At 39.4% G+C, this 12,288-nt stretch carries 12 protein-coding genes and 1 pseudogene; 9 read left to right on the top strand and 4 right to left on the bottom strand.

Annotated elements, in window-relative coordinates; all coding sequences use genetic code 11:
- From J582_RS11300 to J582_RS11315, 4 genes and pseudogenes are all read left to right on the top strand, one after another.
- Window positions 1–452, top strand: a pseudogene (locus J582_RS11300) (acyl-CoA thioesterase domain-containing protein); the annotation flags it as partial.
- A 118-nt stretch (window positions 453–570) separates the two neighbouring features.
- Window positions 571–1,158: a CDP-diacylglycerol--glycerol-3-phosphate 3-phosphatidyltransferase gene (pgsA, locus tag J582_RS11305; RefSeq protein WP_002156973.1), complete on the top strand. Its 588-nt coding sequence runs from the start codon at window positions 571–573 to the stop codon at window positions 1,156–1,158.
- A 126-nt stretch (window positions 1,159–1,284) separates the two neighbouring features.
- Entirely contained in the window at window positions 1,285–2,139 is an 855-nt protein-coding gene (locus J582_RS11310) for a methylated-DNA--[protein]-cysteine S-methyltransferase (protein WP_031981897.1), read from the top strand.
- A complete protein-coding gene (locus tag J582_RS11315; protein ID WP_004883567.1) occupies window positions 2,136–2,747 on the top strand; it encodes an alpha-ketoglutarate-dependent dioxygenase AlkB family protein in 612 nt (203 codons plus the stop codon). Before J582_RS11310 ends, J582_RS11315 begins: the two co-directional genes overlap by 4 nt.
- Before the next feature lie 195 nt (window positions 2,748–2,942).
- On the opposite strand, the gene J582_RS11320 is transcribed toward J582_RS11315, so the two are convergent.
- Window positions 2,943–3,716, bottom strand: coding sequence for an IclR family transcriptional regulator (locus J582_RS11320; RefSeq protein WP_031952269.1), 774 nt, complete (start codon window positions 3,714–3,716; stop codon window positions 2,943–2,945).
- Between the two features lie 494 nt (window positions 3,717–4,210).
- Here J582_RS11320 and J582_RS11325 point away from each other — a divergent pair, with 494 nt between their 5' ends.
- From J582_RS11325 to J582_RS11335, 3 genes are read left to right on the top strand one after another with little or no spacing between them, the layout of a single operon-like run.
- Window positions 4,211–6,310, top strand: coding sequence for an FUSC family protein (locus tag J582_RS11325; RefSeq protein WP_032047894.1), 2,100 nt, complete (start codon window positions 4,211–4,213; stop codon window positions 6,308–6,310).
- Window positions 6,303–6,509 carry a DUF1656 domain-containing protein gene (locus J582_RS11330; RefSeq protein ID WP_002157017.1) on the top strand — a complete coding sequence of 69 codons (207 nt, stop codon included), beginning with the start codon at window positions 6,303–6,305 and terminating at the stop codon, window positions 6,507–6,509. The genes J582_RS11325 and J582_RS11330 overlap by 8 nt, the downstream gene beginning before the upstream one ends.
- A gap of 39 nt (window positions 6,510–6,548) precedes the next feature.
- Window positions 6,549–7,550: an HlyD family secretion protein gene (locus J582_RS11335; RefSeq protein WP_002156989.1), complete on the top strand. Its 1,002-nt coding sequence runs from the start codon at window positions 6,549–6,551 to the stop codon at window positions 7,548–7,550.
- Between the two features lie 58 nt (window positions 7,551–7,608).
- Here the strand turns inward: J582_RS11335 and ruvX are convergent, their stop codons facing one another.
- The 3 genes from ruvX to recN form a co-directional block, all read right to left on the bottom strand.
- On the bottom strand, window positions 7,609–8,049 hold the full coding sequence (gene ruvX / locus J582_RS11340; RefSeq protein WP_000127528.1) for a Holliday junction resolvase RuvX: 441 nt from the start codon (window positions 8,047–8,049) through the stop codon (window positions 7,609–7,611).
- Window positions 8,049–8,603 carry a YqgE/AlgH family protein gene (locus J582_RS11345; RefSeq protein WP_001979301.1) on the bottom strand — a complete coding sequence of 185 codons (555 nt, stop codon included), beginning with the start codon at window positions 8,601–8,603 and terminating at the stop codon, window positions 8,049–8,051. Before J582_RS11345 ends, ruvX begins: the two co-directional genes overlap by 1 nt.
- Window positions 8,604–8,729: 126 nt before the next feature.
- On the bottom strand, window positions 8,730–10,397 hold the full coding sequence (gene recN, locus J582_RS11350; RefSeq protein ID WP_032047896.1) for a DNA repair protein RecN: 1,668 nt from the start codon (window positions 10,395–10,397) through the stop codon (window positions 8,730–8,732).
- A 114-nt stretch (window positions 10,398–10,511) separates the two neighbouring features.
- Between recN and J582_RS11355 the strand changes: the two genes are divergently transcribed.
- Together J582_RS11355 and J582_RS11360 are read left to right on the top strand one after the other, a co-directional pair.
- On the top strand, window positions 10,512–11,822 hold the full coding sequence (locus tag J582_RS11355) for a tetratricopeptide repeat protein (protein ID WP_032047898.1): 1,311 nt from the start codon (window positions 10,512–10,514) through the stop codon (window positions 11,820–11,822).
- Between the two features lie 76 nt (window positions 11,823–11,898).
- On the top strand, window positions 11,899–12,225 hold the full coding sequence (locus J582_RS11360) for a pyrimidine/purine nucleoside phosphorylase (RefSeq protein ID WP_000099685.1): 327 nt from the start codon (window positions 11,899–11,901) through the stop codon (window positions 12,223–12,225).
- Window positions 12,226–12,288 lie beyond the last annotated feature (63 nt).

Genomic DNA, 12,288 nt, shown 5'->3' on the forward strand with positions numbered 1-12,288 from the left:
AACCCATAGCACCTGCTTATGTACAACCAGAAAATTTAACCGTCATTCCTTTTGCGAAACATATGCCGGAATGCTTTCAGCATTTTGAAGTCTGTTGGGCTGAGGGTAATTATCCGGTAACGGCAAGTGGGCATCCTGACTTTGGTGGTTGGTCAAGGTTCTCACCAGAACAACATGAAAATCGTCAAATGACATTACCTGATTTGATTGTACTTATGGATATTTGGCCGCCGGGTGTATTGCCAATGTTTAAGCAAGTTGCGCCAGCAAGCTCTTTAACATGGCACATTACTTATGTTCATCCAGTTCAGCATCAGTTGTGCGACTGGTTTAAATATAAAGTCACGACTGAATATGCAGCTGAGGGTTATTCCACAGAATATGCATATCTTTGGGATCAAAATGATCATTTAATTGCAATCTTGCGGCAAACTGTTACGGTATTTACCTAAGTAATCTACTTTCTCGATTCACATATTTCGTATAAAGTGGCTGTTACAGATAGATACAATATTGAAGTATGTGTCGTTGTCTGTTAAAAGATGCGTGAAGACTAAATTGGCGGTGTTTATGACCACAGGGCGAATCCTGAATATCCCAAATATCCTAACTTTGGCGCGTATCGCGCTTATTCCTGTATTTTTGGTGATTGCATATTGGCCGCCTGCAATAGGTATTGGTGAGCACGTAGGAAGTATGACGCGTCATATTATCTTGACGGCTATTTTTGTGTTGGCTGCCGTAACTGACTGGTTTGATGGCTACCTAGCACGAACTTTGAACCAGACTTCAGCATTTGGCCGATTCTTAGACCCAGTTGCAGACAAACTTATGGTGGCAGCTGCACTTATTGTTTTAGTGCAGTGGAAACCGACAATTGCGATGGCTTTTGCTGCAATTGTTATTATTTCACGAGAAATTACTGTTTCTGCTTTACGTGAATGGATGGCAGAGCTCGGTGCACGAACCAGTGTAGCAGTGTCAACTGTAGGTAAATATAAGACCGCATTTCAAATGATTGCGATTAGTGTATTTCTACTGAATTGGCAGCCTTTAGAAATGCTGGCTTATGCTTTGTTATATACCGCTGTGATTCTCACTTTATGGTCAATGTTTATTTATTTAAAAGCAGCGTGGCCATATCTAAAACAACCCTAATGTCAGGTTGAATGATTAAGCCTTTCTATAACGAAAGGCTTTTTTTATTTTTGAAGAGTGCAAGAATCGGGTCGTCATAAGACTTTGGCTACTTTAAAGTAAGATTAAGTGCTAAGGAGGTGACAGATGCAAATGCTTTCTTCTCGGCAATTTGCTGTGATTGCCACAATTATTGAATATTTATATGAACATCTAGACCAGCAACCAAGCTTAGAAGATGTCGCTACATATATGGATTTAAGTCCAAGTTATATCCAGCGGCAGTTTCAGGAATGGGTAGGTATTAGCCCTAAAAAGTTTGTGCAATATATGAGCTTGCAGCAGGCAAAATATTATTTAATGCAGCAACGTAGCTTATTAGATACTGCTTTAAATACTGGACTATCGGGTACGGGTCGTTTACATGATTTGTTTATTCAGCTTGAGGGGATGACCCCAGGTGAATATAAGCAGCAAGGTGATGGGGTTGAACTGAATTATTCAGTTGAAACAAGCCCATTTGGTGATTTATTAGTAGTAAGTAGTGATAAAGGGATTTGTTCTGTTCGCTTTGTTGATAGTCGTGAAAATATTGAAGACATCATTAAACAATACTTTCCGAAAGCTCAACTAAGAAATCACTCTCCGATTTGGCATCAGCAAATTGCACAGTGGTTTAGACAAGATTTTTCAGAACACTTACAGCAGAAATTACCGCTTAATCTTGCAGGAACACCATTTCAGCTTCAAGTGTGGGAAGCATTACTTACTATTCCCGAAGGACAGCTACGTACTTACCAAGATATTGCTGAGCAAATTGGAAAACCTAAAGCAGTCAGAGCAGTCGCTACAGCAATTGGACAAAATCCGATTGCGTATTTAATTCCGTGTCATCGAGTCATTCGTGCAACAGGAATGGTCGGTGAGTACCATTGGCAAAAAGGGCGTAAACTGGCATTGTTAGCTTGGGAAATGGCTAAGCAGCAAGGGGAGATTGCATGACACTAGATTTATTTTCTCCGGAGCCTTGTTCAAACTTATTGCCTTATGAAGGTGAGGTTCAGGATTATGGATGTATTTTAAGTACGGAAGAAGCCGAACAATATTTTCATTATTTGTACCAACATTTGGCATGGCGACATGATGAAGCGAAGCTATATGGCAAGCACTTTATTACACCCCGCAAGGTTGCTTGGTATGGAGATGAGCATTATCGATATAAATATTCTGGTGTCTTTCGTGATTCTTTACCGTGGGACAGAGCACTTGCCAAGCTAAAGCAGCAAGTCGAGCAGATTCTTTCAGAAAAATTTAACTCTTGCTTGGCAAATCTTTATGAAGACGGAACGCAAGGTATGGCTTGGCATAGTGATTCGGATGTGTCTTTAGCTAGAACTACTACAATTGCTTCTTTAAGTTTTGGAGCAACGCGGAAATTCTCTTTTAGACATATTCAAACCAAGGAAAAAGTTGAGATGTGGTTACAACCGGGTCAACTTATTGTGATGCGTGGTGAGACTCAACAATATTGGCAACACCGTTTAAATCGTTCTACAAAGATTTTACAACCGCGTATTAATCTGACATTCCGTCAGTTCAAATTTTCATAAGTTTTATTCTAAAAAATGGGCAAGAAAAAAGCCCATGATGGCAGCATGAGCTTATTCCTCTGAGGGAGAGCCTTCTATTGATGAGCTGCTGATGAAAAGAATCATCAATAGGTGCTAAAATCATAATATGAGAATATTTGGATATTTTCAATGCTTCAAAGTGTAAGAAAACTTTAAATTATCAAAAATATTATTTTAGATCTCACCTTTTTCTGAAAGTTCCATAAAGCGCTGTTCTATTAATGCAGCATTTTCTTGCAAAATTTCAATGAGTTTTTCAATATTTAAAAAATCAAAGCGATTTTTTGATGCGACTAGTGTTAAAGCTAATGGAACTTCTTTACTTGAAAAACGAACGGGTACAGCAAGTCCTGAAACATTAGGATCAATCTCACCTTGTGAGAAATAGAAGCCTTGTTTCTTTATTTTACGCATGCGTTGGATAAAGCCTGGTTCATCCAGAGCAAAACCTGATTCAGACAGCTCATGTTGAAAACGTTGATAATAGTCATGCATGCGCTGTTTACTTAAATGTGACACCATTGTTTTTGGTGATGCTCCAACATAGATCGGACGCGGACAACCTCGGCCATATGAAAGTAGCTCTGTATCTTTAAAAATCTCATGATGAATATCAATGCAGTAGTCATCATTTAAATAGGTGAGTAAACAGCAAAGTTCAGTGCGTTCAACAATGTTACGCATAAACGGCGTACTGATTTGAACTAATGGATCGGTTGTTCTGGATACATAGTCAAGAACTGCTATTTTTGAGCCTAAAGTGTAATCGCCAGAAGTACCATTAATACGTTTTAATAAGTCGGCTGATACGAGTTCTTTCAGATAACGATAGCTGGTCGGTTTAGACAAGCCAAGTTCTTCGCAAATAATATCGACATTAATCACTGGTCGTGAAACTGAAAATAAATCCAGTACGGTTAAAATTTTGCCAAAACTTGAAATTGCCATGATGTCTTATTCGTATCCTTAATAAATGGGTCACACTTGAGTTCTTATAACAGAAAAATTGAAGCTTTGTCTCAATTCCAAGATAACTACCTGATTTAAATATTTTACGCTCAGAATCAGAAAAGTTCTCTTGATTCACACATCATATATGATTAACTAAAAACATATCAAATTATCAAATAAAGATATTTTAGTTGACTAAATCACTTTATTTTGAAAAAATTGTGCAGCAAAATATCTAATCGAGAAATTGGTTTACTCTGCCGACTTTTTCGATGTCTCTCCTTTCCTAAGCTTGGTCGTATAAATAGCGGCCAAACTGAAATCATCTCGGTACATCATGCAGAGATGTAGGAAAAATCATTGTATTGAAGGATGCTCTCATTAACTCATTTGTCTATAAGGCAAATGACAAAGTCGTGTTGTCTTTTTAAAAGGCAAATGGACACTGATGAGCATGCTCATCAGTTCAAATCTGTATTTGAGATGAGTTCATGTTATTAAAGCAAATACTGGCTTTCCGCCCGAGTAAGCTGGATCTAATTTTTGCAATAAAGACATTTATTGCCGGCATGTTGGCATTATTTGTTTCGTTTGAATTAGACCTGATTAATCCAATGTGGTCGATCGGTACCGTCCTGATTATCGCCAACCCTTATTCGGGTATGGTGTCGTCTAAGTGTGTCTATCGTGTTTTAGGTACGGTGGGTGGTGCCATTGTTGCGTTAACAATAACACCTCACCTGATTAATACGCCGTGGATATTTACGGTTGTGTTGTCACTATGGGTGGGTTTTGCGCTTTATGTATCCTTACTCGACCGGACACCTCGCAGTTATGCATTTATGTTGGCGGGTTATTCAACTGCAATGATTGCGTATAACGCGATTACATATATTGACCAGTACAATATTTTTGATATTGCTTTGGCGCGTGTACTCGAGATTTCAATTGGGGTGATTTCGAGTGCGGTTGTGTCCGCAACTATTTTGCCGATGCATATTGGTTCGGCAATCAAACAGCGTGTAACTAAGACACTCAAAGATACAGAAAACCTATTTGCTAATTTGTTAAATGCAGATCAGCAGCAAAACAATACACAGCTTTTGGCTGCGATTACTCGTGATACGACCGATATTCATGCTTTAGCAGTTCACTTGAGCTATGAAAAAGGTGAGTTGCATGGCATGACCAAACCTTTGCAAGAAATGCTCCATCAAATGTCGATGGTAGTTGCAAACTTAGTTGCCTTATCTGAACGAATTAAACAACTGCAAGAACTCAATTTTATTGAAAGTCATTCAGACAAATTAAAGCAGCTTTCAGGTCACGTGATTCATTTTCTTGAACAAAAAGACCAAATGACTGATGAAAATGTTTTGCAGTTACCTGACGAGTTTGAAAATGATTTCTTGAACTTAAATGATTCGGCTTCTGAACATCAACAAGTGCTATTGGCTGCCATGAAAATGGATGTCCGCCACTTTATTAGTAATGTTTTAGCTGTAAAAGTTTTATGGCAACGCATTAAGCAGGGTAATAAAGAGATTCCAGATAACATTACCCCAATGACGACTAAATATCCAAGTTTGCACCGAGATCATGGTGTGGCAGTCAGAGGCGGTATTAGTGCGGTACTCATTACATTTATTGTGACTGGTGTGTGGATTCTCTCTGGCTGGAAAGCTGGATTTATGATGGCACAGATTGGTGCAGTAACTGCTTGTATTTTAACGGCCCTAGATAACCCTGTTCCTGTCTTGCGTATTTTTATATGGGGCAGTGTAGCTTCGGCTGTTTTAGTGTTTATTTATGCTTTTGGTGTTTTTCCTCATGTCACTACATTTTGGGAACTTGGACTCGTTTTGTTGCCGATGTTCTTATTTGCGGTTTCTATGATGGCGAATCAAGCACTCATGCCAGTGGGAATGGTGCTGGGTATTAACACCATGATGGGTCTGAACTTGCACAATGCTTACAGCATGGATGCAGTGTCTTACCTAGACAGCTCATTTGGTATGGTTATGGGCGTATTGGTGTCTCTCATTGTGATAGATGTGGTACGAGCGATGTCACCAGATACCAGTGCAAACCGTATTTTAGCTTTACATTATCGCGCGATGCGTCAAGCGATTTATATACCTTATGGCATTGAATTCAAAGTTCATTTGCGGGCGATGTTAGACCGTGTTGGTGTTTTAAATACCAAAATGGTTCAGTCAGAAGAGATTAAAAAATCGATTCATCAAGCATTGGTTGAATCAAGTGCGATTGTTGATTTAAGCCGACTTCAAGAGTTAGCAAATCAATTTCAGCCATTTTCAGAACTAGCTCATCACATTGGCCGTTTGCAACAAGATTTAGATGAGCTGTTTAGAGCCAAAGAAAATGAAAAAGATGAAAGTGATGTATTGGTACAGCACATTCATCAGACCTTGTTTGAACTTAAACAACTTGCTTCAAATATTGAAGATATGACTTTGCGTCAAAGATTATTTATTTCGCTAAATAATATTGCTTATAGCATGTGTCATGTTTCATCAAACCAAATGAATGCAGATCGTACGCTTACAGGAGCCACAGCGCATGGGTGAGTTTAATGTCTATGGTATTTACCTGCCCGCTTTGCTCGTCCAAGCCTTATTTGCATATATATGTTTCCGCTTGTTAAGTCCTTTAACTAACAAATGGATTGCACAAGGCTGGATTGCACTACCCAGCATTTTCAATTTGTGTTTTTACCTTTTACTACTTTTGGTGATACACCAAATTTTTGTTGGGTTAGGTGCTTAAAGATGATTGCCAGATTAAAGATTGAGTTAGGTGAGTAAAATGAATCAATTGGAGTTGAAAAAAGTCATCCGTCCAGTGATTTTGATTGTCGCATTAATGATTGCGGTCTATACCATTGTGCATTTATGGAATTACTATAATGCAGCGCCGTGGACACGTGATGGCCGAGTTCGTGGTGACGTTATTCAAGTCTCCTCAGATGTAGCAGGACTTGTAACGGAAGTATTGGTTCAAGATAACCAGACTGTCAAAAAAGGTCAGGTGCTTTTTAAAATTGATGTTTCTCGCCGAGCTTTAGATGTAGAGCAAGCAAAATCTGATTTGGCAAAAGCAAAAGCGGCCTATGCTCAAGCACAAGCAGGTTTGGCGCAAGCCAAAGCAAACTTGATTAAGTCGAGTACTAACATTAAGTTAGCCGAGAAAAACGCAAACCGTTATTCAAACTTAATGGATGGCGCGATTTCTAAACAAGAACAAGATCAGGTCTTTGCAACTCGCGATCAATCACATGCGGAACATGAGCAACTCCAAGCAGCTATTCAACAAGCTGAAGCCACTATTAAACAGCAACAGGCATTGGTTGAAGCAGCAACAAGTAACTTACATTTAGCAGAACTCAATATGCACCGTGCCGCTGTTGTTGCACCGGCAGATGGAACACTCTCTAACTTTGATTTGCGCCCTGGTAACTATGTCCAAGTTGGTCAAGCGGTGGCAGCATTGCTGGATCGTAAACAACTTTATGTGGTGGGATATTTTGAAGAAACAAAATTAGACCGCATTCATATTGGCGATCAAGCAAGTGTGCAATTAATGGGTGACAGTCAGAAAATTAAAGGCCATGTGCAAGGTATTGCATCGGGTATTGAAGATCGTGAGCGTTCAAGTAGTTCTAAATTGCTTGCAAACGTAAACCCGACGTTTAGCTGGGTTCGTTTAGCACAGCGTGTACCTGTAAAAATTGTGTTAGATGAAGCACCAAAAAACGAGCTGGCTTTTGTTTCTGGTCGTACTGCTACAGTACATATTATTGAAAAATAAAGAATTGAAGTTTTTAAACCCAATAAAAAAGCATGTGTAAAACATGCTTTTTTATTTTTTATGGTGTTAAACCAACTGGATTGCGATACCAGCTTTGAATCAGCAAAGCTGCGGCAAAACTATCTGCTGATAATTTCTTTGCACGGCCTTGTTCTTGATAAAAACCAAGTTCTTCTCTTGCTTCACGGGTGGTGAGTCGTTCATCTACCATCCATGTTTCAATATTGGTTTGATGGCGTAAACGGCGTGCAAACTTACGTGCACGTGTAGAAAGCTCTGATTCGCTATCATCCATATTTAATGGAAGACCGACAATAAACAAATCAGGTTGCCATTCTTTGACAATTTTTAAAAGTTGGTCCCAGTTGGGAATCCCATCTTTCATCACAAATAATGGCAATGGATTAGCACTTTCAATTGCAGATTGGCCGATCGCCATTCCCATTTTTTGAGTACCAAAGTCAAAAGCCATAATTGATTTTGATTGTGTTGCAGTCATTAAGCATGTCCGATTTCAGAAGCCAGCCATGTACGATCTACACCAATTTTTTTATAGGCTGCATCCCAACGGTCATCGTACGGCAAGTTAAAAATCAGATCCATGTCGGCATCACAGATGAGCCAGTCACCACGAGCAATTTCATCTTCTAGCTGGTTTTTACCCCAACTCGCATAACCGAGGGCGATTTGGTAGCGACCAACACCTTCGTTGTGTGCAATTGCATCGAGAATATCTTTACTGGTGGTAATACAGACATTTTCACCGACAGCAATAGAGGAGTGCCATGTTGGTTGACCAGTATGAAGGACAAAGCCTGCTTCAGGACGTAAAGGTCCACCTTGTAAAACCTCATGCGGATTTACATTGTCTGCATCAATGTCTAAATCATTGAGTAGTTCTTTAATTTGGATACCAGCAGGGCGATTGATAATAATACCTTGAGCACCTTCTTCGTCATGGCGGGCAAGATAAATTACAGTATTTGCAAAAAAGTCATCTGCCATTTCTGGCGGGGCAATCAGACAACGGTGAGTCATGTATTGTTTGGTCACCTAAGCGGTTCTCCCTCAAAAAATGTCGCTATAGGGTCTCTCGACCCTTTTTATGTATATAGGTTCTTTTTATCAACATACAAGAGTTAATCGGATTTCGCCAATCTTTTTCTCTCATTTTCTTTATTAATTTGAAGAAGCCTGAAATTTAAGTTGGCGTAATTGTTTAGCATGCTGCAAGGTCGTTTCATTAATTTCAACTCCACCTGACATACGTGCTAGTTCAGAAATAATCTGATTTTCATCGAGTTGTACGATGGTGCTGCTTGCCGGATCTGTTTGCTGTTTTTTAACTAACAAATGTTGATCAGATTGTGCAGCGACCTGCGCTTGGTGAGTAATACATAGCAGTTGGACATGCTGAGCCAAATCGGCAAGTAATCGTCCAACCACTTCAGCCGTGCCGCCACTAATCCCGACATCAATCTCGTCAAATACCAAAACTTCTGCTTCGGTCTTTTCAGCATTCATCACTTGCATGACGAGTGCAATACGTGAAAGCTCACCACCCGATGCCACACGTGCCAATGGTTGTGGTGGTATGCCTTTGTTGGCAGTAAATAAAAGTTGAATAAAGCTTAAGCCTTCTGCACTTGGTTGCTCTAATGGCTCAAATTTAAACTCAAAGTGTGCTTCAGGTAGTGCCAAAGGCTTAACCTGCTCGGTTAATTGTTTTGCAAGTGGAGTAGCAGCTTCACGACGAATATTGTCTAAATGCTGAGCTTTTTCTAAGAACTCTTGATATGACTTTTCTACTTGTTCTGCCAGAGTCTCTGGGTCTTCAAGTTGATGCAACTGTTCAAGCTCATTTTGCCATGTTTCGTACTCTTCTTTCAGCGTCTCTGGCTGAGTACGGTATTTACGTGCCAGACGATGGAAAACTTCCAATTTGGAATTCAGTTCTTCCATCCGTTCAGGGTCAAAGCTCTGACGGTCAATAAACTGACGTAAATTTGATGTTGCATCATCAATTTCACTTTGAGCATTAAGTAAAGAATTATAAATTTCAGAAAGCTGTTCACTACGTCCAGCATGAGATTCTAGTCGGCGAATGATCGATGACATTTCTTGAGTAATGTTTTGTTCAGCTTCATCAAGCGCATTCAAGCTATAGCTACAATCTTGCATGATATGTTCATGATGACTGAGACGGTCAAACTCTTGCTCGATTTCTTTGTAATCGGTCTGAATGACTTCCTCAAGTTCTTCGATTTGCAGCTCTAAGGTCGCAATACGTTGTAGACGAGTTGCTTGAGCATCTAAGACTGCTTGGTGTAAACGAATCGTGCGTTGCCATGTGCTATAAGCTTCGCGGACATCATTCGCTTCAGCATAAAAATTGTTATAACGGTCTAACCAATGCTTTGGATAAGGTGGTTCAAGAAGCTGTTGCTGGCTGTGCTGGCTATATAATTGAACCAATAGGCGCCCCAATTCTTTAAGCTCAGAGAGGCTACTTGGGCGGCCATTCACCCATGCTTTACTACGACCAGTTGCGAAAATAACCCGACGTAAATGAATTTCCCCAGAATCATCATCTAGTTCATGGTCTTGTAACCATTTTGCCTCAGGGCTATTGTTCTGATAAGTAAAAACTGCGGTTACATCCGCTTTGTCCGAACCATAGCGGACATAATTTGTATCTGTACGTTCCCCTAAGCAGGCAGAGAGTGCATCCAGTAATAATGATTTTCCGGCACCTGTCTCACCTGTTAGAACATTAAATCCTTGTTCTATATCAATAGCTAAATGATCAGCTAATGCAAAATTAATTAAAGTTAAATGTGTGAGCATAAACGCATCCAACGCGCCAAATTATGGGTTAAAGATAGAGAAGTTTTGAATTTGCTACAAGTGATCTATTATTCTAAATGAAATTATAGAACAGCAAGATTGCGGAACTTTACAATGAAAAAAACATTAAGCTTACCGAAAGCACCAATAGGGATGATGAACCGCCATAAAAAAACAAATCCTGCTGAAATGAATAAAATTTTAAGTCAGCATTTTAATGCATTTAAACAGGCTGCTGCACAAGGTGATTATGCCAAAGCTTATCAGCATGTAAAAAAAGCGGTAAATCTAGTGCCACAGCATCCTGGAGCACTATCTGATTTAGCTTATACTGAGCTGCGGTTACGCCGTTATGACGATGCATATCAACATTATATGCAAGCTATTAAAGCAAGTGGTTCCAACGTTAATACAAATTTATATGATGGCTTAACCGAAGTTTGTCATCATTTAAATAAAAAAGAAGAAAAAATCAAATTTGGGCGTTTAGCCATTTCAACAAAAAAAGAACTCACAAAGAATGAGCCTGCTTTAAATATACCCCCGCATAAACCTGTACCATTTAGTCCCAATCCTCAAGAAAACATTATTGCTTTTTCTTTATTTGGAGCAAATCCGCGTTACTGTGAAACTTCAATTTTAAATACTAAGTTAGCGCAAGAAATTTATCCGGAATGGACGTGTCGGTTCTATATAGATGATACCGTTCCTGAACTTGTACAGAAACGTTTACAAGCAAATGGTGCCCAAGTAGTACATGTCAGCTCCACTCAAAAACAGTTATCTGGTTTATTTTGGCGCTTTTTAGTCATGGATGATCCGCTAGTTAAAAGATTTTTGATACGGGATGCTGACTCTATCGTGTCTTATCGTGAAAAAGCCGCTGTCGATGCTTGGCTCAAGAGTGATCAATGGTTTCATTTAATGAGGGATAGCTATTCTCACACTGAATTAATTTTGGCGGGAATGTGGGGTGGTTGCTCAGGTATTTTTCATAATATTGAAGCACATGTCAGAGATTATGTCGCCACTGGAAAGTATCCGGATAATCGGGTCATAGATCAGCATTATCTTCGTTATCGTGTTTGGCCGACTTTAAAACAAAGTGTGCTTGTGCATGACAGCCAGCAATTTGATGAAAATGGCATCGATTTTCCGGCTTACGAGTCAGCTTCAATGCAAAATGACCCAGACAATTTTCATGTTGGCATGGATAATGGTTCACCAGTGGTTACAACTGCTGTGACACACCCAACTGCAGAGAAAGTTTATTGGGTTGTATTCGATGAAAATCACGATGAAGTTTGCAGATATGATGCAATAGTGTCGAAGAGTCGAAATATTGAAGTAAATTTACCCCACGCTTTTGCTAAAAAAATTCAGTTACAGCAGTGGAAATTACAAGTCTATCCGTATGAAAACTGATTGATTAGTTATTTAGGCACAATTAAACTACATTCATCATAATTTATATAAATGCGGCATTATCTGGAGAGTGTGCATGAGTTCAACCCAATTTGATCATGTAACGGTCATCAAAAAATCAAATGTTTATTTTGGTGGAGCATGTATCAGCCATACCGTGCAATTTGAAGATGGAACGAAAAAAACATTAGGTGTTATTTTGCCGACTGAGCAGCCTTTAACATTTGAAACACATGTTCCTGAGCGTATGGAAATTATTTCAGGTGAATGCCGCGTTAAAATTGCAGATAGCAATGAAAGTGAATTGTTCCGCGCTGGTCAATCATTTTATGTACCAGGTAATAGCGTTTTTAAAATCGAGACTGATGAAGTACTCGATTATGTTTGCCATTTAGAAGGCTAAGAAATTCCTGTTTAAATCGGGTACACTATGCCCAAAGAAATCCTGTGAAGTTGGCTTTGCAGG

This window comes from Acinetobacter sp. 1566109, assembly GCF_000582255.1.
Taxonomy (GTDB): domain Bacteria; phylum Pseudomonadota; class Gammaproteobacteria; order Pseudomonadales; family Moraxellaceae; genus Acinetobacter; species Acinetobacter nosocomialis.

What these genes read in the sequence shown, in the direction of transcription:
- pgsA (WP_002156973.1), top strand. Translation starts at nt 571, where the DNA reads ATGACCACAGGGCGAATCCTGAATATCCCAAATATCCTAACTTTGGCG.
- J582_RS11310 (WP_031981897.1), top strand. Translation starts at nt 1,285, where the DNA reads ATGCAAATGCTTTCTTCTCGGCAATTTGCTGTGATTGCCACAATTATT.
- J582_RS11315 (WP_004883567.1), top strand. Translation starts at nt 2,136, where the DNA reads ATGACACTAGATTTATTTTCTCCGGAGCCTTGTTCAAACTTATTGCCT.
- J582_RS11320 (WP_031952269.1), bottom strand. Translation starts at nt 3,716, where the DNA reads ATGGCAATTTCAAGTTTTGGCAAAATTTTAACCGTACTGGATTTATTT.
- J582_RS11325 (WP_032047894.1), top strand. Translation starts at nt 4,211, where the DNA reads ATGTTATTAAAGCAAATACTGGCTTTCCGCCCGAGTAAGCTGGATCTA.
- J582_RS11330 (WP_002157017.1), top strand. Translation starts at nt 6,303, where the DNA reads ATGGGTGAGTTTAATGTCTATGGTATTTACCTGCCCGCTTTGCTCGTC.
- J582_RS11335 (WP_002156989.1), top strand. Translation starts at nt 6,549, where the DNA reads ATGAATCAATTGGAGTTGAAAAAAGTCATCCGTCCAGTGATTTTGATT.
- ruvX (WP_000127528.1), bottom strand. Translation starts at nt 8,049, where the DNA reads ATGACTGCAACACAATCAAAATCAATTATGGCTTTTGACTTTGGTACT.
- recN (WP_032047896.1), bottom strand. Translation starts at nt 10,397, where the DNA reads ATGCTCACACATTTAACTTTAATTAATTTTGCATTAGCTGATCATTTA.
- J582_RS11355 (WP_032047898.1), top strand. Translation starts at nt 10,512, where the DNA reads ATGAAAAAAACATTAAGCTTACCGAAAGCACCAATAGGGATGATGAAC.
- J582_RS11360 (WP_000099685.1), top strand. Translation starts at nt 11,899, where the DNA reads ATGAGTTCAACCCAATTTGATCATGTAACGGTCATCAAAAAATCAAAT.